Here is a 25,972-nt window from a genome sequence, read left to right on the forward strand (position 1 = left end):
TGTGGAGGGAATGCCGTTGGTTCAATTTCATATAGAACCGTGGGAACATCTTATTGATACCGTACCACCCGGCACGATTCTGGAACAATATGTGCCTCCTGAGGTTGAAGAAGCAGCACGTTATGTGATAACGAAATATGATATGCAAGTGTCCAGCATGGTGCTGATTACCTCTAAACCTGACAAGGGCGGTGCGATCTGGCGAATTGAAACGAATCATGGGCCACGAAGCCTTAAAGTCCTTCATCGTACTCCTGCTCGCAGTCTATTCAGCATCGGTGCACAGCAATATCTGGTTGAGCAAGGTGCTCGCGTACCCGCCCTCATCCGGACGGTTGAGAACGATATCTATGTTGAGACTGGCGGAAAGCTGTGGATTGTAACGGACTGGGTTGAGCCCATGCAGCCTGTGTCGAAGGTTGACTTAGAAGGAGCTGCTCTTCTCTGCTACGGTCTCGGTGAATTCCATAAGTTCTCGAAAGGATACATTCCTCCTTCAGGTGCCGGCAAGTCCTCAAGACTATACACATGGCCAGCATATTATGAGAAGATCATCTCCAAAATCGGCTGGTTCCGTGACATTGCCGCCGTTTATACCGAATTTCCTGTCAGTCAGAAACTACTCGAAGTCGTAGATAGTTTTGAAACTCAGGCCAAAGAGACATTAGATCGATTGCTGAATGTATCGAAATATTTCAAAATGGTGGCAATGGGAGAACCCTATTGGGGATTAGTGCATCAAGACTACGGATGGTCTAATGGCCAAATGGGCCCAGGTGGAATATGGGTTATTGACTTGGACGGGGTCGCATACGACCTTCCTTTTCGTGATTTACGCAAACTGATTACAAGTACGATGGATGATATGGGCTGCTGGGATACAACCTGGATTCGCGGAATGATAGGCGCTTATCATGAAGCGAACCCAATGGATCGAGAAACGTTCGAGCTGCTATGCTTGGATATGGCGTTCCCGAACGAATTCTATAAGCATGTCAAAGAAATCGTATTTGACCCAACCACCTTCATGAGTATGGAATTGGAAAGTATTCTGCAACGTGTACTTGCTACAGAAAGCACCAAATGGCAGGCACTAAACGAGCTTGCTGGCGACATCGAAAATTATGAACCCGGAGATTATTCGCAAGTTCCCGAATCATCAATGTGGCAGTTTACCATGCCTGATATCGAATATGCTAACGGAGAACTTGTATTCGACAAGCTTCCTTCGCTGCCCGAACAACCATCTGATCCTGCTCTTCAGCCAGACGGAGAACTTGCACCTGATGCAATATCTACTCTAATACCTAATGCCGTTGATCAATTCGAGAATGAAGCATCGAGCCTTTTACCAGTTGAATCCATTGATGCAGCCAGCTCTCAAGATGCCCCAGCACAACAGCTTCACGCCGAGGAGACAGCCGTTGCCGCTTCCGCTAATGAAGCGCTTCCGCTCTTCCCTACTCTCACTCTTACTCCTGATACGATCTATGCCGTCCGCCGCCGTAGAACTGCTCGCCGCAAGCGTAGAAGAATACGCCGCCACCGCTCAAGAAGAGTGCTTACGCGAAGACGTCTTGCTATTCGCCGCAAGCGCCGCCAAAAATCTTCGATCCTGCGCCGAATCAAGAGAACAAAGTTGTCCCGCTCTTTCGCCGGTCGGAAGAAGCGTATCTCTCGTGCAGCAGCGATACGCAAATCTAGAAAAAAATCACGTTCCGGTAAAACGGGATAAGACAGGAGGAAGCATACGGCATGAACATCTTAATGATCTGTACGGAGAAGCTTCCTGTCCCGAATATTAGGGGCGGCGCCATTCAGACCTATATCGGAGGAGTAAGCTCGCTGTTGAGCCAGAGGCATCACCTTACGATAGTCGGCAGATCGGATCCAGAACTGCCTGATGTTGAAGTTGTCGATGGGATTCGGTATGTTCGCATTCCTTCGGAGGGACTATTCGAGGTATATGCCGAAGGAGTTATTCGATTTCTCGCTCAGAATAGCAAGCAATACGATCTGATCCATATCTTTAATCGTCCACGGCTTGTTCTCCCCGTGCGGAGTACAGCACCTCATGCCCGAATCGTCTTAAGTATGCACAATGACATGTTCCATCCTGGCAAGATTCATCCGGAAGAAGGAAGAGCCGTTGTCGAACAAACGGATGCCATTATTACCATAAGCAATTATATAGGACAGGAAATATGCAGATATCACCCTCACGCCGCAGCGAAAATACGTACAATATATTCCGCAGCAGACCTCTCCCTATTCGCTCCTTGGGTTGAATCCGATTATGCTCGTCAGGCACGCAATAGCCTTCGTACAGAGTACCAGCTGAGTTCGAAGAAAGTCATTTTATTTGTTGGGCGGCTATCTCGCAATAAAGGCCCCCATGTGCTTGTCCGTGCGATGTCCCATCTGAAGCATTCAGATGCTGTATTAGTCGTAGTTGGCGGCGCATGGTACAGCGATAATAAAGTCAGTGACTATATTGGTTACGTAAGAGCAATTGCAGCTCGCTCTCCTGTTCCAGTGATTACGACCGGCTATGTGCAGGCGAACGAAGTCCATCGCTGGTTCTGTGCAGCAGATATATTCGTATGCACCTCAATATGGAATGAACCACTCGCGAGAGTACATTATGAAGCGATGGCAGCAGGCCTTCCATTCCTTACGACCTCTCGCGGCGGTAATCCTGAAGTGATTCTTCAGGGAAATGGTCTTCTAGTTGAAGACCCAGAGAATCCACTAGAATATGCGAATAAGCTGAATCATCTTCTTGCTAATATGGATGAATGCAGACAAATGGGGCTGCGAGGAAGAAGAATTGCTGAGACACGGTTCGTCTGGCAGCGTGTCGCTCAAGAAATATTAGAGGTATGGGGTTGATTTACTGCTGTCATAACTGTGGCGCCGGCAACTCGGCGCCACCTCCTCCGTTATAGTCCATACAATTGTCGAATCGATGCAACCTCCCGCTCTAGCCCCTGTAGCAGATCGATTTGTGGATCGTAAGCGAGCAGCTTCTGCGCCTTACTGATATCTGCCCATGTGTGGCTTGGCTCCCCATAAGTTCTTCCCATATATTGAATGCCTGCTTGATGTGGAATCAGCTGCTGCAACATATGAATGCAATCCATAATTGACGCTCGCTGCTTGCCGCCAATATTCAATATTTGTCCCAGAATACCATCCGTATGAACAGCGGCTGCAATTCCCTCAACACAATCGGATACATAAGTAAAGTCGCGTGTTTGGCTTCCATCACCAAATAAGGTTATCGGTTCACCGTGAATCATTTGACGAATAAAGCGGTGAAAGGCCATATCAGGACGCTGTCTTGGCCCATATACAGTAAAAAAGCGAAGTATCGTTACGGGAATCCCATCATTATGCAAATATACGCGGCACAGGTTCTCCCCAGTCAATTTGCTGACGCCATACGGCGACAATGGATCTGTGATCGCCCCTTCATCCACTCTCCCCGTCTTATCTCCATACACGGATGACGTAGAGGCATAGATAAATTTGCGTACCGGGCTCGACTTGCATGCTTCCAACAGCCGCTGTGTTGCCACGATATTGTGAGAGGCATAGTGAAGAAAATCCGGCCCCCAGCTCGATCTCACGCCCGGCATGCCTGCGAGGTGGCACACGACGTCGACATCCTTCAGCAGCAGTTCATTATTAGATTGCAATAAATTTGTTTCATGAAAGGTAAATCTATCATGAGTTCGCAATGAACTTAGATTGAGTTCCCTCTGAGGGCGCGGTGTGGACGAGTCAATATAGCCATCAACGCCAATAACGTGTACATGTTCGTCCAGCAGCAGCCGTTCACAGAGATGGGAGCCGATGAATCCAGCAGCTCCCGTCACCAATATATACATATTCGACTACTCTCCTCCTTGTCTATTTCTAACGGAACATTTCATACTCTTCTCTCTATTTGTGCCCACCCACTCCTTCATAATCGTATCCAATTGCTTGCATCTCTTTTGCTCTGAGCATATTTCGGCCATCTAACAGAATAGGAGTTCGCATGATAGGGAGGGCCTCACTCCAATTCATAGATTCGTATACCGCCCACTCGGTGCAAATGATAGCTGCATCCGCATTGTGCAATGCATCCAAAATATGAGAATACTGTGTCAACCGAGCTGTTGGATAGTTGGGAGGAAGTGCAGCGACGGGATCATGAACGCTTATAGTGGCACCACTGTTCCATAATTGGGTAATGATCGCTAGCGAAGGCGCTTCTCGTAAATCATCCGTTCCTGGTTTAAAGGCCAGTCCGAGGATTGCGACCTTTTTTCCATCAAGGGTGCCGAGCTTCGCGGTCAGCTTCGTAAGAAAATAAGCATACTGCGTTCGATTAATGTGAACTACTTTCTCTAACAAGCCTAGATGAATGCCATACTGTTCCGCTGTGCTCAGTAATGCATTGACGTCTTTAGGGAAGCACGAACCACCGTAGCCGATGCCTGCTCGTAAAAAGGAAGAACCGATTCGAGGATCCAACCCCATCCCTTGTGCTACATCTGTTATCGATACACCACATTGATCACACAGTCTAGCCAGTTCGTTTACATAGGAAATTTTGGTCGCGAGAAAAGCATTAGAGGCATATTTGATGAGCTCTGCAGTAGATGGCTCTGTTCGAATGATTGGACACGTATACCTTCGGTACAGGCTGCTTACTACATCGGCCGCAGCTTGCGAATCGCTGCCTAGAATAATTCGATCAGGATGGAGCGCGTCATGAAGTGCACTGCCTTCTCGGAGGAATTCGGGATTGGATACGACGTCGAATGAGATTGGTTTGGTTTGCTTGTTAGCAACCCATTCCTTGATACGTTTCTGAGTACCCACTGGCACTGTACTTTTGACTACAATGACTTTGTGTTCTTGCATATGTTCGCCAATCCATTCGGACACCTGCTGTATATATGTTAGATCAGCACTCCCGTCTTCTCGTGACGGTGTACCCACACAAATAAAAAGAATGTGATGCTTCTCAATCGCTTCCTTAGCATCGCTTACAAATTGGATATTGCCCTGATCCACATACTTCTGCAGCAGTTCTCCTAGACCAGGCTCGTAGAAAGGAAGATCTCCCTTCTCTAAGGAACAGAGCTTTGAATGATCCGTATCAAATCCGGCTATTTTCCAACCATTTTCAGCAAAAGCAAGAGCTGTCGTTGTTCCGACATACCCTAGACCTACTACTAAAATATCCATGCTGTTCACCCCCCGGACGGTGATGCGATAGCGTGTTGATTCGCGATCACATTGTTAAGTTGTACATTCGTGATGCTGACATCCTGAAGCACAATGCTGTTCTCGATGCTGCAGTGATTGATCTTAGCTCTTGGACCGATAGTTACATAGGGGCCTATGATACAGTCCTTCAATTCACTGGTAGAATCGATTACAACTGGTGGGATCAGGCGACATCCGGGATATCGCAACCGCAAATCATGGAGGTCTTTCTCTCCTATGTCTTCCAGTACCCATTGGTTCGCCTCCAGCCATCGTCCTATCGTTCCAATATCAGTATGGTTCTTATCCGTAATCGCATAGCCAATTGAGAATTGATGGTCTATCAACCATTGAATGGCGTGTGTAATCTCATATTCTCCTCTCGGAGAGGGAGTTATCGAACGTACAGCTTGAAATATCTGCGCAGTGAACACATATGCCCCGAGAGAAGCTAAATTTGATTTGGGATGCTTCGGCTTCTCTTCTAGCCCTACTACTTGATCATCCCTAACTTCTACGATTCCATAATCTTGTGGCTGAGCAACCTGTCCTAGTAGCATGCACGCATCGTGTTTTTTGTGCGCTACAACTTCCACGAGTCCTGATAGTGACTCCGTGATTAGATTATCTCCAAGCATAAGTACAAAATCACTCCAGCCAATGTAGCTTTCCGCCTGTCTAACTGCATCTGCAATACCAAGAGGCGTATATTGGAAAATATACGTAATCTCTACTCCCCAACGTTCCCCTCTTCCCAACTGTTCCTGGAATAACATATGGTGTCCAGGTTGAATCACGATTCCAACCTCTCGTATCCCCACTTCTATAAGCTTTTCGATGCAGTAATAGAGAAGCGGAACATTGGCAACGGGAAGCAAAGGTTTAGGGGTCGTGAATGAAAATGGTTGAACCCGTGAACCCTTGCCAGCACTGAGGATTAACCCCTTCATTTTGCTCGCTCCTTTATCGGTTAACAGCCATACATCACTATATGATTCTCAACTCTCCCAAGTAAGGGCTTCTGGAGGTTTATAGATGAAAATATACGGTTGCCATCTGTACTACGAACATATGAAAATTCCACACTCTAACACTTTTATTTGTCCATACCCTTGCAGGTTATGAACATAGAATAGAAGGAACGCTCATAACGTTACCAATTCAATCAAGAGAGGATTGATTCGATTGAGTAAGAATGAATATGTAAGCAAGATTAAAAAATTGGAGGATATCGATAGCGTTGAAGTCGAATATGCCGACGGCGAGAAGGTCGAATTTAAGGCAGATGAAGGCAGTGACCTTACGTCTTTTCTTGAAAAAATCGATTGGGATCAAGTTGAGGATGTCGAAGTCGAGCTAGTTAATGGTGAGAAGAATGGCATTAAATTGGGTGATGATGACGAGGACGATGATGAGGCCTACAGCGACGATGATGATGACGATGACGACTATGAGTCCTATAGCGACGACGATGATGACGAGGACGATGATGAGTCTGACAGCGACGATGATGACGAGGACGACGATGAGTATGACAGCGACGATGATGATGACGACGATGAGTATGACAGCGATGATGATGATGACGAAGACGAAGACGATGATGATAAATAAGATTGTTTACGACATAGACAAGACAAAAGACGAGGAGCGAACTCCCCGTCTTTTTTACATCGTTCGACTAGAACCCTCGATGCATGAGCTGGATGTGCCGATGGAACCCCCTAATCACTCGTCCCATAAGGTTGAAATACCTCGCTCCAATTCCATCGCTCATAGTAATTGGTCCCGAGTGTCAGATTTGGAATCCACACATGCGCATTCTTGCCATCAGGTCTTGACAACATAACATCTGCTGTCGAACGATTACTTCGAATCCACGCTACCTTCCTTCCATCTTCCACGAACACAGGCGCATAATCGCCGAATCCCATGGCGGGAGCCGACAGCATCGCTTGTTGCCCTGAATCAAGGTCAACCTTCACAAGCTTAGGCAACGGCCTCTTCTCCGCATCGCTTGACCACAACGCTTCGTCAGCTCTCGACGCGACAATTGTACGATCATTGTACCAAGTGAAGCCAGTCTCTACTTTACCCGCAGGAGTATAGATTTGCTGTTTCATTGGTGTCAAGCTGCTTAATAAGGTCAATTTTTTATTGCTTGTTGCTTCTCTTCCCTCACCCGCAATATAAGCAAGTTGATTTGCACTTGGTGCCCAGTTGAACCATTCTTCATCATGGAGCATGGTTCCCACTTTCAGAAAGGTTGTCCCATCTGAGGACAGCAAGCAGAGTGTATTGCTATCTGCAGATAATGAAGCAGTGGGAACAGCGATAAAGGCGATCCATTTCCTATCAGGAGACCATTTGAATGAGCTGGTTAACACGGCAAAGAAATCATCAGTTTGATTGGGAATCCGATACAGCAGTACTTTATTGGGTGTACCTGTTTCGGTGTCTAGGCCAATACGATATAACAATATATCCTCCCATTTCCCAGTTGGCAGCAGCTTAGAGAGTGTGGATACCAAAAAACCATTTCCGCTCGGATTCCAAGCATAGTTCCCGATGTTGTCTTCTATCGTTGTCACAATTGGGGTGCTAGGTGTATCCACATTGGCCATTCGAAGCGTGTAATCGGTTTGAAATGCGACTATGCTGTGCTTGGGCGACCACTGTATATTCTGACCCTTTCCTACTCTTCGAAGCGATTTCGTAGTCATATGGTATACCCAAACCTCATTTTCTTCCTTGCCTTTTGTAAAAGCGACCCACATCCCGTCATGCGACCATTTGGGATTCCGGATGTACTCCCCTGTTGTGATCTGTGTCTCTTGTGTGCCGCTAGTTATCCATAAATCATTGTTGCGAATAAACGCAGCTGTATAGGACGAATTTGTCGGCCATCCACTAGAGGGTGTCGACCATACGAACAGCAGCACGAATACAACTATGGCTTGTATGCACTTTCTCATGACACACCTACTTATCATTTTCCTTAGTGTGCCACTGAAGCGAACAGCATATGTGTTGGCCAGATCATGCATGGATACATTTACAAAAACGTCCGTAAGCGTTAAGCACTAATTGACGAACCGATATTCCCAGAATACTTCCTTGCTATATTTAGCTCGAAATGCCGGATCTTCCAACGTTCCATTGTCTAATAAGAACCTCACTTGCGATTGGTGTGCATGAATAGCGTGTATTTTCTGCTCGACAAAGTCACTAACATCATTCACAACGCTTGGCTCCCCTAACACAGCCTTGCGATTCGAAGAGAATGCGATGCACAATACCCTAGGGCGCTCGCTCTCAGGCAGCAGCTTCACCGCTTGCACGACCGCAGCTCCGGTTGCATCGTGATCCGGATGCACACTATGACCCGGATAGAACGTGTATACAATTGCCGGCTTAAGCTCTAGCAGCAAGTCAGCAATTCTCTGCGACAGCTTATCCTGCTCTTCGAACTCAATTGTTTTATCATGATAGCCCCACATGCGGACATCTTCGATTCCGATCCGCTTGCACGCCTCCAGCAATTCTTGCTTGCGGATGAGCGGCAATGTCACCCGATTGGCAAAGAGAGGGTTGCCCATGTTCCGCCCCATCTCTCCCAATGTCAAGCATGCATAAGTAACGGTCATGCCTTGATGAATATGTCTCGCCAATGTACCTGCCATAATCCCTTCATCATCGGGATGAGGCAGCACGACGACAATACGCTGTTGTGTTTCCATTTGATGTCCCCTCTTCAGTTGTCTCCTAATAATGATCATTCGCAATCAGCAGTGAGAAGGCTTGTTCCTTAGAATGGCTGCTCACTAAGCATGAAGCTGACAAGCAAACGTCCCTCCGAATCATGGCCAGCCATAATCAGGCGCTTCTCGTCGCTCTCTTCCCAATGTGTCAGCCCTTCCGCATAAATCCACCCTTGCTCTGTCTTTAGGCCGATACGATAAGGGCCTGTTCCTGCCAATGTGCCATGTGAATAGCGGACGGGGGCATTTTTAAAAAATACGGATGCTGTCATTTTTGATTTATCCCGATGTGCCGCATAAGCACCAGTAGTCATCTCAAGATGCGCATATAACAACTTATCCTGTAAGCTTTGCAGTTGCTGTTGAACGCGATCTGGTTGTATAAGTTGCATGATTCGTTCCTCCATGGATCAATTAACCGCTGACTTTATGATATGAATTTCAGTTCTCATTGTATCATATAAAGTTAAAGCTTACGTACCTATTCGCGCAAACAACCCGCATCCTACCGTAACCCTGCTTTAGCTTGCAATTAATGACCTTTCTCGTCTCGACTTCACATTAACAAGGTATATGCTGAACAAAATGAAGACAAGTCCTACTACCAAATTGAACGTGAATTGTTCATGCAAAAATATGACACTTGTGATATTCGAGATGAGTGGAATTAAAAAAGTAAAGGCCCCCACCTTGCTGGCCTCCCCAGACCCGATCAGCACAAAGTAAGTAAGCCAGCCTAATGCGATGACGAAAATAGATATAAACAATAAATTCAAGATAAACGACAAGTTCCATACAATATCCGACCAGTTCTCAATGAATGCCCCCGAACCCGTTAGCAGCAAGCCTCCGATCGTTTGCTGCAGCGATACGACCCACAGGGAGTCGACACGCTCGCTAATTCGCTTCATATAGACGGTTCCGAATGCCCAGCTAAGTGCCGTACCAAGTGCAAGACCGATTCCAATTACCGATGCATGCCCAATAATGCCAAAGGCACAAATGACGGCAACACCCAAGAAACCAAGCACTAAGCCGAACATTTTTCTAGGATACATCGATTCGCCCAGCCATAGCCATGAGAACACGCCCAGCAAAACAGGCTGAAGAAATACAACTGCCGAAAAAAGCCCAGCCGGCGTATAGAGCAAACCGAATGTCATAAGTCCATAGTACAGCATAATATTCAAAAAGGCAGACACCAAATAAATGGGCCACGTTTCCTTGAGCCGCAGGCTTTTGTATCGCGGCAGCGCAAGCAGGAGCAAAATGATCATCCCCCCGATAAAGGTACGCAGCCCCGCAAATAGCAATGGCGGCGCATACTGAAGACCTATTTTCGTCAAAGGCCAGTTCACACCCCACATAATCACAAGAAAGACAAGCAGCAAAATCGTTTTATCTTTGGACAGCTGGTTCATCATATTCATCCATTCCTTCCCTACCATTCTATCTGTAAAAGTTTACTTACACCTCCATGTATCATGTTATATTGTTTATGTGCATAAATAAAATGAATCATTGTTATAAGGAGCATATCAAAATCGTTATGACCATTACACAATTGCGTACTTTTTTGACCGTAGCTGAAACCTCCAGCTTTACAAAAGCCGGAGATATTCTTCATATGACGCAGCCTGCAGTTAGCCGTGCCATTTCAAGCTTGGAAGCCGATCTAGGCGTTACTCTTCTGATTCGTGATCGAAAGAACGGCATACTTCTAACAGATATAGGAAGGCGCATGCTCATCCATATTCGCGACATTATGATTGGAATTGAGAAGCTGGAACAAGAGGCTGCTGCTGAAAAGGGATTGGAGATAGGCACGATCCGCATTGGCTCATTTCCAACCGCATCTGCCTTTTTCTTACCTAAGATTATTAGCCGTATCGAGCACAGATTTCCTCAGTTGGAAATCGAATTGCATGAAGGGACAATAAACGAGGTTAAAAAATGGTTGGCTTCACGTGAGATAGACATTGGCATTATTACAGAGCCTAGTTTCGAATTTGAGACCATACCACTGTACAATGACAAGATGGTTGCACTCTTGCGGGAAGATCATCCCTTATGTCACAAGCCCATTATTTGCATTCAAGATTTGAATGATGAACCGCTCATCATTTGCAAGGGAGGTAATGAAATCCCCATCATTGACATTTTTGAGAAGACGGAAACCAGCATGAATATCAGGTTTGTCGTTCATAACACGGGGGCTCTGCTCAATATGATCCAGGAAGGGCTGGGAGTGGCCATTTTATCAGAATTATCGCTGATTACTACACCTCCTCATATTGTGACACGCGAGCTCGATCCGATGGTACGAAGAGAGATTTGTTTAGCTGCCCCTTCCCTTACGGAATGTTCACTTGCCGTCCAATTGTTCATACGAACAGCACAGGAGTTATTTTGTCACAAAGAAGAGCCTTGATAATCAGATTCTGTTCTGATTCCATCAAGGCTCTACATGCTTCCAATTTTGCTTCTAGCACAAACAGGCCTGCCTCAATTGAGAACAGGGCTGTTCTTCATTTTATTCACTCTTCGACTACTAAGGCCATTACAAATCCATCATAGCCTTTGCTTCCAACGGTTTGAATCGCTGTAGCATTTAAGCGAGGCTCCGCAGCAATCAGTTCGAAGAAGCTGCGCACGCCTAATACGCTTGGATCATCGCTATACTCGTCTACGACAGCGCCGCCGCGGACGACATTGTCCCCGATAATGAGCGTTCCCGGACGGGACAGCTTTAACGCCCATTTCAAATATTCTGGATTGCCCTGCTTGTCTGCATCAATAAAAATAAGATCGAATGGGCCGCGCGCTTCTTCGTCAAGCTGAGCAAGCGAATCAGCGGCAAGTCCTGTTCGAATCTCCACTTTATCCGCTACGCCTGCGTTCAGCAGGTTCGATTGTGCAACTTCGGCGTGCTTGAGACTGGCTTCCAGCGTGTATACCCGGCCGTCCTGCGGCAGTGCACGGGCAAACCATATCGTGCTGTAGCCGCCTAATGTGCCGATTTCTAATATCGTTCGAGCACCTTGAAGTTTGGCCAGAAGATGCAGCAGTTTGCCTTGATTGGGCGATACATCATGAGCCGGCAAGCCTGCAGCGGCATTATCAGCCAGTACTGCTTCCAGCACAGGATCGGAAGGAATGAGTTGCTGATTAAAGTAATGATCAACTGCTGTCCATGTATCTTGTTGATTCATGTCCTTGCCTCCTATTGACTCATATACTCTTACCTGCTTAGATAGAGACGTTCTACAATCTCTTTCATATGCGTCAACTTCTGCATACTCTTGCTGCAATATTGATGGGTACACCGCTCTAGACCGTAACGATCTATGATCACAACCACCCCTCTCATGATCCAGAGGTGGATATTTTCTAGCAGTAAGTCAGCGTCTACCTTCCCGTATAGCATATATCCCTCTATGAAACTGTGCAATGACCTAATACGATCTTCTTGTTCGTCAGTCCACTTCATACTAGAATCCAGCAGGGCAGCAAGATCAAAATGAGTATTGCCGTAACGCGCTTCACCAAAATCAATGATGCGGCATCCTGAATGCGTATATATGACGTTCCACATGCCAAGGTCGGCATGAATCATACCATTCTTCTCATGCTGGTAGGAAATTGCTTGCGTGCTCGCTTTTTAGCTTGCGCAGCGCGTATTTCCCATCGCTTGCCACAACTAGCTTGGCATCTGAACTCGTTCCCTTCGCTAACGGTTCGATACGTATGATCTGTCCAATTGAATAGGCTCTCTCCAGCGTACTGATCCAACTGCTCCATAACGGCTCACTTATCATCTTCTGCATTCCATTCCTTATGAAATTGCTCCAAGAACTCTTCCATAACAAGATGACGCTTATGAGCCAATTGTTTGCCGCTGTTTGTGTTCATGAGCGTCTTCAGCTTTAACAGCTTCTCGGAGAAATGATTAATGGCCGTGGAAGGCTGCTGCCTATACTCGCTTTCGGTCATCGCTTCCCTAGGAGCAAGGTAGGGATCATGCATAAGGTGACCCTTCCATCCAGCATATGCGAATGTGCGTCCGATTCCGATTGCCCCCATTGCGTCCAATCGGTCTGCATCCTGCACGACTTGTCCCTCAATCGAGTCCATTGGCGGATTATGACCGCCATTGTAGGACATATTCGCAATGATCGAAAGGACTTTGTCGCGAATCTTTGATTCGACGCCATTTGACTCCAGCCACTGTGCAACTTTCTGCAAGCCGCTGTCATGATCCGGATTAAGCTTGGCATCTGCCACATCGTGAAGCAGCGCCGCCATTTCACATATGAGCACGTCCGCTCCTTCTTCACCTGCAATGCGGACTGCCAGGCGCCTTACCCGAACAATATGCCACCAATCATGCCCGCTGCTGTCGCGGCACAGCTCTTCGTGGACATATTGCTCCGCTCGTTCAATCCATCCTCGCTGCTCCTCGTTCATCTTCATTCTGCTGCCTTCCGAATGTCCGCAAGCTGTGGCGACGCCGGATGTCGCAACGCCTCCAGGACAGCCTGAGCTTCATACCCATCACGAAAATCGAAATAATCGGCATGCTCTCCGTGAATGGCCCGAATGACCTGAGCGACTATCGGAGTTTGCTCGATTTCTTCAACGGCAACTTTCTCCAGTGGCTGTCCAATTGCTCCAGCATGCAGCTCACTCCAGTTTTCGAGGGCAATTGTGCCTTCACTGCCATAAACAACGAGCGAAACACGTTCCGCGCCTGCCATGCCCGATAAGCCATTCACATAGATCGGAACCTCACTGTTCAGCAGCATTTTTGCGTATATCCCTGTTTCACAGCGTTCTTCATCCACTGGCAGTTCCAACTCGCTCTGTACATGCGTAATCGTGCCGAACAGTTTCTGTATAACGTTAATCCAGTGAACGCCTACTTCTAACACGAATCCACCCTGTGCTCGTGTCGAAATCCAGCTATTATGCTGCCAGCTGCGCGGCCATGTCGGAAAATGCAAGATAAGCTCCATACTGCGAATCGTTCCAATGGCCTGCTCCTTAATCATCCGTTCCATTCGTTTCACAGATGGCTCGTGTGGCATCGAGAAATGAATAGCATGAACAACGTTCGCTTCTTCTGCCAGCTTGAGCAATTCAGCAGCTTCTTGTAAATTGTTAGCAAGCGGCTTCTCACAGAAGACATGAATTTTTTTGCGTAATGCCGCGCATACGATATCATAATGATAGGCAGGAGGGACAGATACGTATAGAAGATTGATATCCAATTCTTCTATCATTTTGGAATAGTCTGTATAGTACTGCACATGCGGATAATCCTTCTGATATTGTTCATGTGCAGCCGCATTCGCCTCACATATCGCAACCAGTTCCACCTTTTCTGCCAACCCTGGATTGGAAATGGTTCGAATCATGTAACTCCCCATATTTCCTAAACCTACAACAGCTAATTTGATCTTGTCCTTCGTCATTGTTCGTTCTCCATTCCATTTGCATGTTGTTGTATGTATAAGTTCCATAATTCGGCAACAGGGACAGCTTTTCTGCTGCTGCGCTCCGCCGAGCCTTCTTCCGTCCATAACGGTGGATAATAACTGATTGCTTCATTTCCTTTCAGCGCTGCTATATCGTTTTCCCAGCCACTCCATCTGAATGTTCGGTAAAAAAGCTCCAAATCCCCGTTGGCCAGCCACTCACAAAAATCGGAGTAAGACAATTCCGTATCCTCCCACTCTAATGTATCCGGGGCAAAATAATAGACGTTATGTCCTTCGCTAGCGAAGCCGCCGCCATTCAAGGCAAAGAAACCACCTGCCAAGTCATAGGCAATTATGCATGCACCATGTAGCAGAGTGATGCCAATGTCATTACCAAAGCCATTCCAGCTCAGTAAATCGCCAAATACAGCATCATTTCCGGAGCCAAGCAGCTTAATCCAACCGCCATCTACTAGGACACCTCCCGAATGACGCGCAATCGCGCCTATATAACTATTTTCGCTTACTTGCAGACTCGATACTGTATTCTGTGCTCGTGCAGGATCAACGAACAAGACGTTAATGCGGTTGGTTCCTTCGTCAAAAATACGGAGTATCTCGTTCCATGTCTGCTCATTCACGTTCACGTCACCATTCACATCACTGCTCAATATCTCATCCCCTTTTCCGTCATGATATTCTTGTTGATAGAAAGTGCAAATAGCGTTATTACAGTTTCATATCTCTGTCCTACTATGCGCTATATGAACCAAGACCGTCAATCAAAATGAATGCCTTAAATTTGAAATGGTAGGCTCCCCTTGCTGTATGACAGATTATAGTCCAAGTTCTGCAGCATAGTTGTCCCAGTGAGGTCGGTTCCCATCCTCATCTACGAAATCATACTCGTCAGACAACCCCCACGAGCTAAGGGATTGCCCTGTCTTTTCCATTTTGTTCGGATCTGCCGCAAGCGCCGCAATTGCTCTTCCGACATACATCGGTGTTTCCCCATGATGAAATGCGGATCCTGCTTCACCGCATCCTTCCAATTCTCCTTCGTCACACCGAAGAGTTCAAGCATCGCCGCAATCCCACGGCCTGCCCCGCGGGTTGCTCCTGCTACTACCGCAACTTGGTCTTGTAATGGCTTCATGAATTGTCCTCCTCAATCGACATGTCTTCGATCTCATTATATCGGGACATATATGACAGCAACTGTCATATTGGATATGATACACTAAGATCACCTTGCAACCAAGAAAGGATGAGTTCGCTTGAGAGCTGATCGTTTACTGTCGATTCTGCTCATGCTGCAAAGCTACGGGAAGATGACAACCCGAGACCTCGCCGACCGATTAGAGGTCTCCGAACGAACCATTATGCGGGATATGGAATCACTCAGTATCGCCGGTATCCCCGTTTACGCTGAGCGTGGTTCCTACGGAGGGTGGTCCTTGTCAGAAGGGTACCGAACGCAATTGACGGGAATGAAGCCGCAAGAATTGATGTCATTGCTCTTAATGAAATCCTCGTCATTAGTTGACGATCTCGGTCTTCGACAAGAACTCGACAATGCTTATCATAAATTGCTTGCCGCAAGTCCGATTGAAATGAGGAGAGACGCCGACATCGCTAGAGAACGTATACACATCGATGGAGCGGGATGGCGCCAAACGGAAGAGGGTACTCAGTGCTTATCAATCGTTCAGGAGGCTGTATGGATGCAGCATAAGCTCCGCATCACCTATGAACGTCATGACAGTACTGTGGTTCGAGACATCATGCCGCTAGGATTAGTTGCCAAACGAGGGGTTTGGTATGTCGTGGCTCAAGTAGAAGATGGATTCCGCAGCTATCGCATTTCACGGATACGCAACGCAGAAGTTTTGAATGAAGCCTTTGCTCGTCCTGACGGATTCGATCTGGCTCGCTATTGGGAGGAATCCACGAAGCAATTTACGTCTACCCTGCCTCGGTACTCCGCACGAATTCGTGTAAGAGATGAATTACTCCAGCGCCTTAAGCATGAACGATACGTAAAATGGTTGCATATCGAACCCGATCATAACGGTTGGTCATGTGCAGACGTCGAGTTCCATACACTTGATTCAGCAGCAGAGATAATCCTAGGATTTGGTGCTGCTATGGAAGCTCTTAAACCAGCAGAACTTCGAGACAAAGTCATAAGTGAAATACGAAATATGCTGTCAACTTATGAGGGAGAACAATAGAGCATTCCATTGTAATCTCCCTCGCCTCCTGCTAGCTTTCCAAAAATTCCAATATATCGTCGCGAGTCAGCTCGTACTGCATCCAGCGCAGCCGCTCGTTGACTTCTTGCCATAACCCCTCTTCTGCAATACGAAGCGTCGTGTCCACTTTATCCATACGGAATGGCCGAATGATGTTATACAGCATATTAACGGCACCCCGTTCCGCATCTGTTAACGAGTATTGCTGGGTATAACCGCTGTAAAATTGCTTAAAGCGCTGCTCCATATACGCGCATTTTTCTCGATGCAACCACTCTTTCCTATAACATTCAAAGCTAAGAAAAATGCCTTCCTGCATCATATACGTCACGAATTTGTCATTGCCAGCCAAATTATAATCAATTATTCCTGCAAATCCCTTCTCTTCATCTACTAAAATATTATTTGTCGAGAAATCACCTTGCACACCGCCTGCAGGCAAAGATGGATATATCGCCTCTAGTTGCTTGCGCTTGCGATTGTAGATCTCCCATATTTCTTCTACCAATCGAACATCTGCTGGCGTATGCCTCAGCTGCTCATACCAAGACAGTGCATCACTGTAGTTTTCCTCGTCTGTATCTAGCAGAACATACGGGCTGCTCCATGCATATTCGATCCTCTCTCGCTTGGCAGCGGAATGCATGCTCCCTATGCAGGCTCCCAGTTGATACAGAAATTCAGAGCCCAAATCCTCTAAGTCGATCTCCAAATCATCTATTGTCTTAGCAGTCATGAATTCTTCTCCCCAGTAATGGAACTGTTTATTGTCGATTGTCATGACAGACCCATAAGCGCCATTCTTCGAACAATAAAATTGTGGAGTTGCAATGCCATTTCGGCGGTACACAGATGCTAAATGGGCCCACCCATCGACCTTGCTGCTGTCCGTATACGAATTGCTATAGCACTTTAAAACGATGTTTTCTCCACTCGTCATGCTGACGATCGCGACATACCTGTGTTCATCTTCCCAACTATTATCAATCAATCGATAGGAATCAACGGTATCATCCATATACTCCTGCAACATGTTCTCCACATGCATTTTCGTAATCATAATCTGGCCACCCTCGCAAGAAATATTTCCTAATTATTTTCTAACGACATAGAATCCTATAAATCTGCCTATCTGCCTTGAAAATATCAAATTATTAAACAACTCTTTCACATGTACAGTCACACACAAGTGATATATTACCAAATTAAATGTAAATTTTGTTAATGATTTTGTTGACAATGGCCTTTTCATTGAATAATATATAACCATGTGGTTATATGTGAGGTGAGTATTACGGATATTTATCGTGTTCTAAGTGACCCGACACGCAGAACGATTCTTCATATGCTTGCGCAAGGAGATCGAACGCAATCGGATTTCGTTCAGTTTTTCGACATCTCTCAACCCGCCGTTAAAAAACACTTGCAAATTTTATTAGAAGAAGGAGCGATCAGCGAGCAGAAGCAAGGGAAATATCGAATTTACCGTTTGGAGCAAGCCTTGCTGCAATCTGCCTATCAATCCCTTTTGCAAGATATGGGTTACATATTAGGAGATCGCTTAACTCGACTCAAAACATTTTTGGAAGGTGAGGAAAACTAATGAATAGCTTACAAACCGTAAAGAGAGATATGCTGATCGAAGCACCCCTTGAGAAGGTATGGAGCGCATTAACAGAAGCAGAGCAATTAACTCGGTGGTATGCCAAGGAAGCAAGTGTTGATTTCCGTGTTGGCGGTCGAATGGAACTGGATCATGGATGGGGAGCGAGCACTTCAGGCGTCATTACTGAAATTGAACACGGCAAGCATTTCATTCTGCAAGGCGAGGATATGTCGTTGACCATTACCACACTTACCCAAGAGGCTGCTGGCGTTCGAGTTTCAATCGAGTACCGCCTTGAACTTCCTTTTGGAGATGCGGGACAAGCGATTGCCGACAATATGGCGTATGGAACCCTTCTCTTCCTTCACAACTTGAAGAACGTATACGAGATCGGTCAGGATTCACGAGATAAAATGTGGAGAACATGGATCGGCATTCAGCATATGACTGTTCATCCGCAAGACGGGCAGCCGGCTGGCTCCAAGGTATTGTCGGTTAAGGATTCTTCCCCAGCCGCTGTTGCTGGACTCCAACCTGGTGACATCATAGTGAACATCAACAACAAGACCATTTCTAGCTACTCTGACTTGGAAGCAGCCATCTGTGAACTGGCGATTGATGAGCAAGTTAGTCTAACCGTATGGCGTAACGAAGATATCATTAGCATTACTTGCAGCATTGGCAGCTATCCTGTTCCATATTGCGTATAAGCATCATTCCAAATAGAATTGAAGAAGAGCAGATCGTTTATTTATCTAACGATCTGCTCTTCTATTTGAATGATGTATGGAATTTTACGAGGTTGAATGCTTCAAGATAACTTCATAGGCTTCAACAAATCGCTCCATCTCTTCTTCTGTTCCGATTGACACTCTTAGGAAATGTTCCGTTCGAGGCATCATAAAATGGCGTACGAGTATCCCTTGCGTTCTCAATTGCGCCTGAATGGTTTTCGCTGAGATATCTCTCTATATTTCTCTATTTCTTTCTCTTCTTTTTATAGTTTTTACTTTTTTAGGTCTCTCTAGATTCTATGTGCTACTCTTTGTTTCTCTTTATTTCTCTTTATTTCTCTTTGTTTTCCTATGTCATACCTATGTGTCACCTATGATTCACCTATGATTCACCTAAGAACACGGGAACTAGCCCGTTTTCTGTTATGACTCCGTTTCTAGATTCTACGCAGTAGGCTCTTGCATGCGGTCTGGAGCTGATCACTCGATGTATGTTCCGATCCAAATAGTGAATACCTACACCATCATCAACAGCTATGCCATGTCCAACCATGCCTTCCTGCATTAACCGATGATAGCTGGGTCTCCGCTCTTGTTCCCCATCATAATGCGGACAATTGCTTCCCGGCAAAAGCCCTAAGCAAGTTAATCCGGTCAGCTCCCCGGGTACTGAATCTGTTACTCCTTCTTCGAACCAACAGATGGAACCAGCACTTAACCCAGCCAAAATAATGCCTTGCTCCCATGCTTTCTTCAGAATGGCATCCAAGCCCCATTCCTTCCACAACACTAGCAAATTGCGTGTATTGCCGCCGCCAACATACATGATGTCTTTGCTCAGCACATAGTCTTCCAAATCCGTCGTCGGAGGGTTGAATAATGACAGATGGGAAGGCTCACATGCATGTTCTCCAAATGCCTTATAAAACCGCTGTATATACCCATCCGCATCTCCGCTTGCTGTTGGCACAAAGCATACTTTCGGATTTTCCGAACTAGCTTGCTGCAAGACATACAGATCCAGAAGAGGGTTCTCCGGCTCCATCGAGAATCCTCCGCCTCCCATTGCAATAATTTGCTTCATCATCGTTCCCTCCTGAGATTACTTATTCATCATCTTTTAAAGATCTCATTGATTTACATGATCGATTCAGCTACTTTGATTTCATCCGCAACCCGTCTAATACAACTCCCAAGCTGTGCAACGCAACGGCCAGCTCCTTCTCCGCATCCTGAGAATTAGCTACCCAGAAGGCTGCGTTCATAAGCCCGCCGTTCAACATCCGTGCTAATGCATGACTATCCGTAACCGCAATGATTCCTTCGTCCATAAATTGCTGAAGCATTGTTGCCATTGTCGCTAAGCATTGAGACTGAGAAGGATGAGTAAATCCATTCCCAAGAACGGAAGGCGCGTCTCTAAGTACGATGCGCTGAATTTCCGGCTCAATTGCCATTTCAATATACGCACGGCATCGACCAACAAAGCCTTCCCATGACGTTGCTGCCGCATTCGAAATATCGTGAAGGCGATTATCCATCTCTTGATCAATTTCGTCAACAACTGCCGCAAGCAGACCCTTCTTATCGCCAAAATGATGGTACAGCGCACCTCGCGTCAATCCTACGGAAGCAGTTAACTCATCCATCGACGTATTGGCATAGCCGATTGTTCCGAACGCTTCTCTTGCCGCTTCAAGCAGCTTTCCCTTTGTCTCCTCGATCATTTCTTTTCTTGCTTTTCGAACCATGTTCCCTCCTGCACCGTTATGCTGTTTGCACGATGCTAGCTCAGTTTTATATTTCGTTCTATTCTACAATAAAATTTGAAATTAACAAGATTTATAACATACAGATCCGAGACATTTCATACCGCATTTTTCCTCGATTGTTATTGACATACACCACGTATGTGAATATTATAATTGCATACGCTTCGTATGTAAATGGAAACTACCCTATTTCAGCTAGGAGGAACATTGTAATATGTTACGTGCTTATCGAGAATTATTTGCTGCTCCGGGTTCTCATATTTTTTCTGCCGCTGGATTTATCGCTAGAATGCCGATCTCTATGACTGGAATCGGCTTGGTTACCATGATTGCTCAAATGCGCGGAGAATACGGTCTCGCTGGAGCCATCGCTGCCACTTTTGCCTTCGCTTCGGCGCTGCTTGCCCCGCAAATATCCCGATTGGTTGATCGGTTGGGGCAATCACGAGTTCTTCGTCCCGCAGCAGCGTTAAGCATTATCTCCATATCGGCTCTGCTGCTATGTGCACGATTAGGCGCGCCCGATTGGACGCTCTTTCTGTTCGCAATCATGGCTGGCTGCATGCCCAGCATGCCCGCAATGGTGCGTGCACGTTGGACGGAGCTGTATCGGGGATCGCCCAAACTGCATACTGCTTATTCCTTTGAATCCGTCGTCGATGAAATTTGCTTCATTATCGGCCCTGTCATTTCCGTTGGATTATGCGTGTCCGTTTTCCCAGAAGCTGGCCCTCTCGCCGCATGCTTATTTATGGCATTTGGCATTGTACTATTTACGATGCACAAGAGCAGTGAACCGGCAGTACAGCTGCAGCATAACACGAGTCAGGGATCTGTGTTCAAAATCGGTGCATTGCGCTTGCTTGCTCTTACACTTGCTGCAATCGGCACGATATTTGGAACCGTGGATGTTGTAAGTGTTGCCTTTGCCGAACAACAGGGGAACACCATCGCAGCCAGCTACGTCCTGTCTGTCTACGCAATCGGATCATGCTTGGCAGGTCTTATCTTCGGCACACTTACAATCAACATACCGTTGTATCGTCAATTTGCAATTGCGGTTAGTCTTGCATTGGTAACCTTGCTTCCTCTATTCTTCGTCAACAATCTAACTACATTGGCGATTACTGTCTTCTTTGCGGGTATGTCCGTCGCACCTACGATGATTATCACGATGGGATTGGTGGAGAAGATCGTTCCTTCACATCAGTTAACCGAAGGAATGACATGGGCAACAACAGGACTTGGTATCGGGGTTGCGCTTGGCTCTGCGATTGCTGGATGGATGGTGGATCATTTTGGTGTACATATGGGGTTCACGGTGGCAATTGCAGCTGGTGTGCTTGCGCTTGGCATTATGATGGGCGGTTATAAAACCCTTCGCTCAGCATACAACTTTGCAGTAGCAAGTTCTGATCCAAGTTCAGATCATTCAATGAATGTGCCGAGCAACAAAACATATGATTGTTGATAAGAGGAATTGAGGAAAGGATACGATCAGAGTATACGTAGAAAACGAAATCTGTACTCGAAAAAAGTCCAAAAAACGTATTTCCCGAAGAGACATGACAGAATCATGTTTCTTCGGGTATCTGCACAACATACCACAAGCTTGCTTCTTCGTGAGCGTTTTAAAGCATGACTAAATCCTGCTTCTTCAGGTATGCCATTCTAGACATAAATGAAAACTCATTTTGTCTACTCGTCCCATATTTGATCCAATTTATCTGCATAGAAACGAATTGCTTTCTCGAAACTAGCGATTCCTGCATCATTCGTCGTATCTACTAGCTCTGTCAGCAGTAATTTCATCGCTTCTGCATGCTCACCAACATTGTACAGTGCCATTGCATAGAACACCTTAAGCTCTCTATGATTCGGGAATTCACTCACACCCTGTGCCAATATCTCCTTCGCATCTTCGTATTGGCCCAGTGTCCGATAGGTGCTTCCTAGGCCTAATAAAGCTCCAGGTCGATGAGATTCACCTAATTGATTGCGAAGAGCTGCTACATAATAGGGCACCGCCTGCTTCTCTAATCCTAAGTTATCGTGTGCGCATGCCATTTGATACAGCAACTCGGCATTATTCGGGTCCTTCTCCAGCAATTGTGCAAAGATTGTTATCGCCTGCCCGGCTTGCCCTTGAGCCCTCAATTGAACTGCTTCTTCATATGTGCTTTCCATTTCTACCGTTCTTCTCCCTTATTGACCAATTGATAAATGGATCTATAATGAAATTAGCAATCATTTCTTCATCTACCAGAAATAATTACAACCATCTTATCACGTAAGAACTTTTGTTATCAATCTAATATGCTCTTACCGTTCTCTTTGTCAATCAGCATTGCCTTTCAGCAAATATCATCGCTCAAACCTACATTCAGTAAAAAAGGAGGAATCGTTGATGGTATCAGTAATCAGTCTTGTTGCGGCCTGTATCCTATATCTCATCAGCCTGCTCCATGTATATTGGGCATGCCGTGGTACATGGGGCACAACAACTGTAATTCCCGAAAAAAATGGCAAGCGCACATTCTCTCCACGACCGGGAATGACCCTGCTCATTGCTGTTCTTCTTGCCCTTTCAGCCGTCATTTTACTTATGCGCGCATCCTACATTTCATTTCGTTTCAATGCTGTTCTCCTGCAAGCAGGCGCATGGATATGCGCTGTCGTATTCGCCTTGCGAGTCATAGGCGACTTCAATTATGTCGGGTTGTTCAAGCGAATCAGCAACACGAAATTTGCAAAAATGGATACCTGGCTGTATGTGCCTCTATGTACTTTCTTATCGTTTGCATTTCTACTATCTATTTTCTTTGGTGGAACGCAGCAATAAAACCATGATTCCTTCTACATACAACATACTGCGAATAATAGACTCGCTTCCCCTTCCGGCTGCGAGTCTTTGTATTTCCTTCAGCGTTAGAACATCCCCTTATTCCTATTCAACGAACAAGATTGCAGCATCGAACCAAATCAGAAAACTGGGTAAATGTGGGTTGACAGATAACACCATCAGTTATATAGTTAGTTACATGAGTAATTAACCAGTTTGGTGGTGTAGATATGACAGTTATGATGGACGACAGCCGCCCCATTTTTGTGCAAATTGCCGAACGGATTGAGGATGACATCATCGAAGGTCGATTGCCTGAAGAATCACAAGTCCCTTCAACGAATCAATTTGCTTCCTTTTTTCAAATCAATCCCGCTACTGCGGCCAAAGGTGTCAATTTGCTGGTTGATGAGAACATTTTGTACAAAAAGCGTGGGATAGGCATGTTTGTATCGACAGGAGCGAGAGCAAAACTCATGGAAAAGCGGAAAGAACTTTTTTACGAACAGTATGTGGTCTCCATGATTCGCGAAGCAGAGAAGCTTGGCATTTCCAGGGAACAATTAACAGACTTGATTCAGAGAGGAGATCGAACGAAATGAGAACCATTGCTGAAGTGAAGGGATTAACCAAGTCATACGGTGATGTTACTGTCGTACACGATGTTAGCTTTACACTAGAAGCTGACAAAATTTATGGCCTGCTTGGGCGCAATGGCGCAGGAAAAACAACCATTATGCATATGCTGACTGCACAATCGTTTCCAAGCGGCGGTGAACTGTATGTGTTCGGGGAGTCGCCTTATGAGAATAATCGCGTTCTGAGCAAGATTTGCTTCATTAAAGAAAGCCAGAAGTATCCAGACAGCTTTCGAGTCATTGATGTGATTGATCTCTGCCCTTCCATCTTCCCGAATTGGGATAAAGAATTTGCATCTAAGCTGCTGAATGATTTTAATCTTCCCTTGAAGAGACGAGTCAAGAAGCTGTCACGCGGCATGCTGTCTTCCGTTGGCATTGTTATTGGATTGGCAAGTCGAGCTCCGCTGACCATTTTCGATGAACCCTATCTTGGACTTGATGCAGTGGCTCGCAACTTGTTCTACGACCGGTTGATTGAAGATTATGCGGAACATCCGCGAACGATCGTGCTGTCCACACATTTAATCGATGAAGTCAGTCAATTTTTAGAGCATGTGATCGTTATCGATGGGGGCAAGATCATTTTGAATGAGGAAAGTGATGCTTTGCGAGGCCGTGCCTACTCCGTCGTTGGTCAGAGGGAACTAGTTGAGTCATTCATCTCTGGAAATACAATCATCGATCGTCAGCTGTTAGGTGGACTGCTATCTGCAACCGTGCTTGGCAAGCTGACTCCTCATATCCGAGAACAAGCAGAATCGTTAGGCCTTGATCTCTCAACAGTATCCCTGCAGCAGCTTATTGTTCACCTCACAAAGAGAAAATCTGATCGCAAGGCGGTGGATTCGCGATGAATCGAGTAACAACCGTTATGAAAATGTACAGCAAGGATCACATACTTTGGTTTCTCGCCCCGTGGTGTTTTGTTCTGCTCCCTAGTTTTCTGATTAATGTGTTAGTCGGCTATTTGCTCCAACCGGAACGAGGTTACTTCAGCGGTGGATTGGTCTCTATTTTTATCTATCTATTGGTTCTCGGCATCGTAGCCGTTACTCAAACCTTTCCCTTCGCATTTGGAATTAGCATCCGCAGAACAGACTACTATTTTGGAACCAATTTGATGCTACTGCTTTCCAGCGTAACAGTTGCCACGATTGTAATGCTAATGTCCATTAGCGAAAGCAGCATTACACAGAGCTTAGGCGTAAATTTCCATTTCTTTAGTCTACCGTATCTTACAGACGGAAATTTATTTGAACAATGGTGGACTTATTTTGGCACAGCTATACATCTTTGCTCCTTAGGGTTCGTCATTGCCATGTTCTTCCGTCGTTATGGCCGCATGGGAATGTTCATCTTGTTCCCAGTCATGCTTGTCATTTTCTCCATCTTCAGTTATCTCTGCACGTACTACAACTGGTGGGGCAGCATATTCACATGGATCGGCAGCCATTCAGCTGCGCAGCTTGCTTCTTGCTTATTCGCCTTGGCGGTTTTCTATTCGTTACTTTCCTTCATCATGATCCGAAGAACAACAATTGCTTAGCATATCAACAAACAAAGCCGCCGGATATATATCCAGCGGCTTTTCAGCTAAATCATTACCTAGTGACTCA

30 protein-coding genes and 1 pseudogene are annotated in these 25,972 nt (G+C 46.0%); 12 read left to right on the top strand and 19 right to left on the bottom strand.

Going from position 1 to position 25,972, the window contains the following annotated elements; translation table 11 throughout:
- Positions 1–10 precede the first annotated feature (10 nt).
- Positions 11–1,735: a CotS family spore coat protein gene (locus PBN151_RS26950; protein WP_072731689.1), complete on the top strand. Its 1,725-nt coding sequence runs from the start codon at positions 11–13 to the stop codon at positions 1,733–1,735.
- A gap of 20 nt (positions 1,736–1,755) precedes the next feature.
- Positions 1,756–2,892, top strand: a complete 1,137-nt coding sequence (locus tag PBN151_RS26955) for a glycosyltransferase family 4 protein (RefSeq protein ID WP_072731691.1) — start codon at positions 1,756–1,758, stop codon at positions 2,890–2,892.
- 50 nt (positions 2,893–2,942) lie between these two features.
- On the opposite strand, the gene PBN151_RS26960 is transcribed toward PBN151_RS26955, so the two are convergent.
- Genes PBN151_RS26960 through PBN151_RS26970 form a run of 3 tightly spaced genes read right to left on the bottom strand, consistent with a single transcriptional unit; the run spans position 2,943 to position 6,215 of the window.
- Complete coding sequence (locus PBN151_RS26960) at positions 2,943–3,893, bottom strand: NAD-dependent epimerase/dehydratase family protein (RefSeq protein ID WP_072731692.1); 951 nt, start codon at positions 3,891–3,893, stop codon at positions 2,943–2,945.
- A gap of 55 nt (positions 3,894–3,948) precedes the next feature.
- The gene (locus PBN151_RS26965; RefSeq protein WP_072731694.1) at positions 3,949–5,244 is read right to left on the bottom strand and encodes a UDP-glucose dehydrogenase family protein; all 1,296 of its coding nucleotides are present in this window, start codon (positions 5,242–5,244) and stop codon (positions 3,949–3,951) included.
- 5 nt (positions 5,245–5,249) lie between these two features.
- A complete protein-coding gene (locus PBN151_RS26970) occupies positions 5,250–6,215 on the bottom strand; it encodes a sugar phosphate nucleotidyltransferase (protein ID WP_072731695.1) in 966 nt (321 codons plus the stop codon).
- Between the two features lie 235 nt (positions 6,216–6,450).
- Between PBN151_RS26970 and PBN151_RS31565 the strand changes: the two genes are divergently transcribed.
- Positions 6,451–6,879 carry a hypothetical protein gene (locus tag PBN151_RS31565; RefSeq protein ID WP_175560812.1) on the top strand — a complete coding sequence of 143 codons (429 nt, stop codon included), beginning with the start codon at positions 6,451–6,453 and terminating at the stop codon, positions 6,877–6,879.
- Between the two features lie 110 nt (positions 6,880–6,989).
- Here PBN151_RS31565 and PBN151_RS26980 read toward each other — a convergent pair whose 3' ends face one another.
- From PBN151_RS26980 to PBN151_RS26995, 4 genes are all read right to left on the bottom strand, one after another.
- Positions 6,990–8,240 carry a TolB-like translocation protein gene (locus PBN151_RS26980; protein WP_072731699.1) on the bottom strand — a complete coding sequence of 417 codons (1,251 nt, stop codon included), beginning with the start codon at positions 8,238–8,240 and terminating at the stop codon, positions 6,990–6,992.
- 108 nt (positions 8,241–8,348) lie between these two features.
- Complete coding sequence (gene bshB2 / locus PBN151_RS26985; protein ID WP_072731701.1) at positions 8,349–9,005, bottom strand: bacillithiol biosynthesis deacetylase BshB2; 657 nt, start codon at positions 9,003–9,005, stop codon at positions 8,349–8,351.
- Positions 9,006–9,073: 68 nt separating this feature from the next.
- Positions 9,074–9,418: a YojF family protein gene (locus PBN151_RS26990; protein ID WP_021253524.1), complete on the bottom strand. Its 345-nt coding sequence runs from the start codon at positions 9,416–9,418 to the stop codon at positions 9,074–9,076.
- 129 nt (positions 9,419–9,547) lie between these two features.
- Positions 9,548–10,447, bottom strand: coding sequence for a DMT family transporter (locus PBN151_RS26995; RefSeq protein ID WP_072731773.1), 900 nt, complete (start codon positions 10,445–10,447; stop codon positions 9,548–9,550).
- A 128-nt stretch (positions 10,448–10,575) separates the two neighbouring features.
- Here PBN151_RS26995 and PBN151_RS27000 point away from each other — a divergent pair, with 128 nt between their 5' ends.
- The gene (locus PBN151_RS27000) at positions 10,576–11,457 is read left to right on the top strand and encodes a LysR family transcriptional regulator (RefSeq protein ID WP_072731702.1); all 882 of its coding nucleotides are present in this window, start codon (positions 10,576–10,578) and stop codon (positions 11,455–11,457) included.
- Positions 11,458–11,563: 106 nt separating this feature from the next.
- Here PBN151_RS27000 and PBN151_RS27005 read toward each other — a convergent pair whose 3' ends face one another.
- The 7 genes and pseudogenes from PBN151_RS27005 to PBN151_RS27035 form a co-directional block, all read right to left on the bottom strand.
- Positions 11,564–12,238, bottom strand: coding sequence for an O-methyltransferase (locus PBN151_RS27005; protein ID WP_072731703.1), 675 nt, complete (start codon positions 12,236–12,238; stop codon positions 11,564–11,566).
- Positions 12,239–12,267: 29 nt separating this feature from the next.
- The gene (locus tag PBN151_RS27010; protein ID WP_072731705.1) at positions 12,268–12,642 is read right to left on the bottom strand and encodes a phosphotransferase; all 375 of its coding nucleotides are present in this window, start codon (positions 12,640–12,642) and stop codon (positions 12,268–12,270) included.
- A gap of 10 nt (positions 12,643–12,652) precedes the next feature.
- Positions 12,653–12,853 carry a hypothetical protein gene (locus tag PBN151_RS27015; RefSeq protein ID WP_139295435.1) on the bottom strand — a complete coding sequence of 67 codons (201 nt, stop codon included), beginning with the start codon at positions 12,851–12,853 and terminating at the stop codon, positions 12,653–12,655.
- Positions 12,834–13,499 carry an HD domain-containing protein gene (locus tag PBN151_RS27020; RefSeq protein WP_072731708.1) on the bottom strand — a complete coding sequence of 222 codons (666 nt, stop codon included), beginning with the start codon at positions 13,497–13,499 and terminating at the stop codon, positions 12,834–12,836. Before PBN151_RS27020 ends, PBN151_RS27015 begins: the two co-directional genes overlap by 20 nt.
- Positions 13,496–14,500 carry a Gfo/Idh/MocA family protein gene (locus tag PBN151_RS27025; protein WP_072731709.1) on the bottom strand — a complete coding sequence of 335 codons (1,005 nt, stop codon included), beginning with the start codon at positions 14,498–14,500 and terminating at the stop codon, positions 13,496–13,498. Before PBN151_RS27025 ends, PBN151_RS27020 begins: the two co-directional genes overlap by 4 nt.
- Complete coding sequence (locus tag PBN151_RS27030; RefSeq protein WP_227775133.1) at positions 14,497–15,177, bottom strand: DUF2625 family protein; 681 nt, start codon at positions 15,175–15,177, stop codon at positions 14,497–14,499. The genes PBN151_RS27025 and PBN151_RS27030 overlap by 4 nt, the downstream gene beginning before the upstream one ends.
- 165 nt (positions 15,178–15,342) lie before the next feature.
- Positions 15,343–15,593: pseudogene (locus PBN151_RS27035) on the bottom strand (dehydrogenase); the annotation flags it as partial.
- 190 nt (positions 15,594–15,783) lie between these two features.
- Here PBN151_RS27035 and PBN151_RS27040 point away from each other — a divergent pair.
- A complete protein-coding gene (locus tag PBN151_RS27040; RefSeq protein ID WP_072731712.1) occupies positions 15,784–16,740 on the top strand; it encodes a helix-turn-helix transcriptional regulator in 957 nt (318 codons plus the stop codon).
- Between the two features lie 31 nt (positions 16,741–16,771).
- Here PBN151_RS27040 and PBN151_RS27045 read toward each other — a convergent pair whose 3' ends face one another.
- Entirely contained in the window at positions 16,772–17,821 is a 1,050-nt protein-coding gene (locus PBN151_RS27045) for a phosphotransferase enzyme family protein (protein WP_072731714.1), read from the bottom strand.
- Positions 17,822–18,046: 225 nt separating this feature from the next.
- Between PBN151_RS27045 and PBN151_RS27050 the strand changes: the two genes are divergently transcribed.
- Both PBN151_RS27050 and PBN151_RS27055 read left to right on the top strand, forming a co-directional pair.
- Entirely contained in the window at positions 18,047–18,364 is a 318-nt protein-coding gene (locus PBN151_RS27050; protein WP_227775136.1) for an ArsR/SmtB family transcription factor, read from the top strand.
- Positions 18,364–19,077: a PDZ domain-containing protein gene (locus tag PBN151_RS27055; protein WP_072731715.1), complete on the top strand. Its 714-nt coding sequence runs from the start codon at positions 18,364–18,366 to the stop codon at positions 19,075–19,077. Before PBN151_RS27050 ends, PBN151_RS27055 begins: the two co-directional genes overlap by 1 nt.
- 84 nt (positions 19,078–19,161) lie before the next feature.
- On the opposite strand, the gene PBN151_RS32605 is transcribed toward PBN151_RS27055, so the two are convergent.
- The 3 genes from PBN151_RS32605 to PBN151_RS27065 form a co-directional block, all read right to left on the bottom strand.
- Positions 19,162–19,329 carry an aminotransferase class I/II-fold pyridoxal phosphate-dependent enzyme gene (locus tag PBN151_RS32605; protein ID WP_139295437.1) on the bottom strand — a complete coding sequence of 56 codons (168 nt, stop codon included), beginning with the start codon at positions 19,327–19,329 and terminating at the stop codon, positions 19,162–19,164.
- 154 nt (positions 19,330–19,483) lie between these two features.
- Positions 19,484–20,185: a Type 1 glutamine amidotransferase-like domain-containing protein gene (locus tag PBN151_RS27060; protein ID WP_072731716.1), complete on the bottom strand. Its 702-nt coding sequence runs from the start codon at positions 20,183–20,185 to the stop codon at positions 19,484–19,486.
- Between the two features lie 70 nt (positions 20,186–20,255).
- Positions 20,256–20,852, bottom strand: a complete 597-nt coding sequence (locus tag PBN151_RS27065; RefSeq protein ID WP_072731718.1) for a TetR/AcrR family transcriptional regulator — start codon at positions 20,850–20,852, stop codon at positions 20,256–20,258.
- Between the two features lie 235 nt (positions 20,853–21,087).
- Between PBN151_RS27065 and PBN151_RS27070 the strand changes: the two genes are divergently transcribed.
- A complete protein-coding gene (locus PBN151_RS27070) occupies positions 21,088–22,344 on the top strand; it encodes an MFS transporter (protein ID WP_072731720.1) in 1,257 nt (418 codons plus the stop codon).
- Positions 22,345–22,571: 227 nt separating this feature from the next.
- Here PBN151_RS27070 and PBN151_RS27075 read toward each other — a convergent pair whose 3' ends face one another.
- Positions 22,572–23,060 (bottom strand): tetratricopeptide repeat protein, encoded by a 489-nt coding sequence (locus PBN151_RS27075; RefSeq protein WP_072731721.1) that lies wholly within the window; start codon positions 23,058–23,060, stop codon positions 22,572–22,574.
- A gap of 220 nt (positions 23,061–23,280) precedes the next feature.
- Here PBN151_RS27075 and PBN151_RS27080 point away from each other — a divergent pair, with 220 nt between their 5' ends.
- The 4 genes from PBN151_RS27080 (at position 23,281) to PBN151_RS27095 (ending at position 25,902) form a co-directional block, all read left to right on the top strand.
- Positions 23,281–23,715 carry a DUF3995 domain-containing protein gene (locus PBN151_RS27080; protein WP_072731722.1) on the top strand — a complete coding sequence of 145 codons (435 nt, stop codon included), beginning with the start codon at positions 23,281–23,283 and terminating at the stop codon, positions 23,713–23,715.
- A 230-nt stretch (positions 23,716–23,945) separates the two neighbouring features.
- Positions 23,946–24,317: a GntR family transcriptional regulator gene (locus PBN151_RS27085; protein WP_072731723.1), complete on the top strand. Its 372-nt coding sequence runs from the start codon at positions 23,946–23,948 to the stop codon at positions 24,315–24,317.
- Positions 24,314–25,210: an ABC transporter ATP-binding protein gene (locus tag PBN151_RS27090; protein ID WP_072731724.1), complete on the top strand. Its 897-nt coding sequence runs from the start codon at positions 24,314–24,316 to the stop codon at positions 25,208–25,210. Before PBN151_RS27085 ends, PBN151_RS27090 begins: the two co-directional genes overlap by 4 nt.
- Complete coding sequence (locus PBN151_RS27095; RefSeq protein WP_072731726.1) at positions 25,207–25,902, top strand: hypothetical protein; 696 nt, start codon at positions 25,207–25,209, stop codon at positions 25,900–25,902. Before PBN151_RS27090 ends, PBN151_RS27095 begins: the two co-directional genes overlap by 4 nt.
- The last annotated feature ends 70 nt before the right edge of the window (positions 25,903–25,972 follow it).

It is taken from the genome of Paenibacillus sp. NAIST15-1, from assembly GCF_001894745.1.
GTDB classification, from domain to species: domain Bacteria; phylum Bacillota; class Bacilli; order Paenibacillales; family Paenibacillaceae; genus Paenibacillus_B; species Paenibacillus_B suaedae.

Coding starts and splice junctions, on each gene's coding strand:
- PBN151_RS27020 (WP_072731708.1), bottom strand. CDS start 13,499: ATGAAGATGAACGAGGAGCAGCGAGGATGGATTGAACGAGCGGAGCAA.
- PBN151_RS27095 (WP_072731726.1), top strand. CDS start 25,207: ATGAATCGAGTAACAACCGTTATGAAAATGTACAGCAAGGATCACATA.
- PBN151_RS27080 (WP_072731722.1), top strand. CDS start 23,281: ATGGTATCAGTAATCAGTCTTGTTGCGGCCTGTATCCTATATCTCATC.
- PBN151_RS27070 (WP_072731720.1), top strand. CDS start 21,088: ATGTTACGTGCTTATCGAGAATTATTTGCTGCTCCGGGTTCTCATATT.
- PBN151_RS26970 (WP_072731695.1), bottom strand. CDS start 6,215: ATGAAGGGGTTAATCCTCAGTGCTGGCAAGGGTTCACGGGTTCAACCA.
- PBN151_RS26955 (WP_072731691.1), top strand. CDS start 1,756: ATGAACATCTTAATGATCTGTACGGAGAAGCTTCCTGTCCCGAATATT.
- PBN151_RS27025 (WP_072731709.1), bottom strand. CDS start 14,500: ATGACGAAGGACAAGATCAAATTAGCTGTTGTAGGTTTAGGAAATATG.
- PBN151_RS27010 (WP_072731705.1), bottom strand. CDS start 12,642: ATGATTCATGCCGACCTTGGCATGTGGAACGTCATATATACGCATTCA.
- PBN151_RS27075 (WP_072731721.1), bottom strand. CDS start 23,060: ATGGAAAGCACATATGAAGAAGCAGTTCAATTGAGGGCTCAAGGGCAA.
- PBN151_RS27065 (WP_072731718.1), bottom strand. CDS start 20,852: ATGGTTCGAAAAGCAAGAAAAGAAATGATCGAGGAGACAAAGGGAAAG.
- PBN151_RS27045 (WP_072731714.1), bottom strand. CDS start 17,821: ATGATTACGAAAATGCATGTGGAGAACATGTTGCAGGAGTATATGGAT.
- PBN151_RS26990 (WP_021253524.1), bottom strand. CDS start 9,418: ATGCAACTTATACAACCAGATCGCGTTCAACAGCAACTGCAAAGCTTA.
- PBN151_RS27000 (WP_072731702.1), top strand. CDS start 10,576: ATGACCATTACACAATTGCGTACTTTTTTGACCGTAGCTGAAACCTCC.
- PBN151_RS27055 (WP_072731715.1), top strand. CDS start 18,364: ATGAATAGCTTACAAACCGTAAAGAGAGATATGCTGATCGAAGCACCC.
- PBN151_RS26995 (WP_072731773.1), bottom strand. CDS start 10,447: ATGAACCAGCTGTCCAAAGATAAAACGATTTTGCTGCTTGTCTTTCTT.
- PBN151_RS26965 (WP_072731694.1), bottom strand. CDS start 5,244: ATGGATATTTTAGTAGTAGGTCTAGGGTATGTCGGAACAACGACAGCT.
- PBN151_RS27090 (WP_072731724.1), top strand. CDS start 24,314: ATGAGAACCATTGCTGAAGTGAAGGGATTAACCAAGTCATACGGTGAT.
- PBN151_RS27085 (WP_072731723.1), top strand. CDS start 23,946: ATGACAGTTATGATGGACGACAGCCGCCCCATTTTTGTGCAAATTGCC.
- PBN151_RS26980 (WP_072731699.1), bottom strand. CDS start 8,240: ATGAGAAAGTGCATACAAGCCATAGTTGTATTCGTGCTGCTGTTCGTA.
- bshB2 (WP_072731701.1), bottom strand. CDS start 9,005: ATGGAAACACAACAGCGTATTGTCGTCGTGCTGCCTCATCCCGATGAT.
- PBN151_RS27005 (WP_072731703.1), bottom strand. CDS start 12,238: ATGAATCAACAAGATACATGGACAGCAGTTGATCATTACTTTAATCAG.
- PBN151_RS26950 (WP_072731689.1), top strand. CDS start 11: ATGCCGTTGGTTCAATTTCATATAGAACCGTGGGAACATCTTATTGAT.
- PBN151_RS26960 (WP_072731692.1), bottom strand. CDS start 3,893: ATGTATATATTGGTGACGGGAGCTGCTGGATTCATCGGCTCCCATCTC.
- PBN151_RS27015 (WP_139295435.1), bottom strand. CDS start 12,853: ATGCAGAAGATGATAAGTGAGCCGTTATGGAGCAGTTGGATCAGTACG.
- PBN151_RS27060 (WP_072731716.1), bottom strand. CDS start 20,185: ATGAAGCAAATTATTGCAATGGGAGGCGGAGGATTCTCGATGGAGCCG.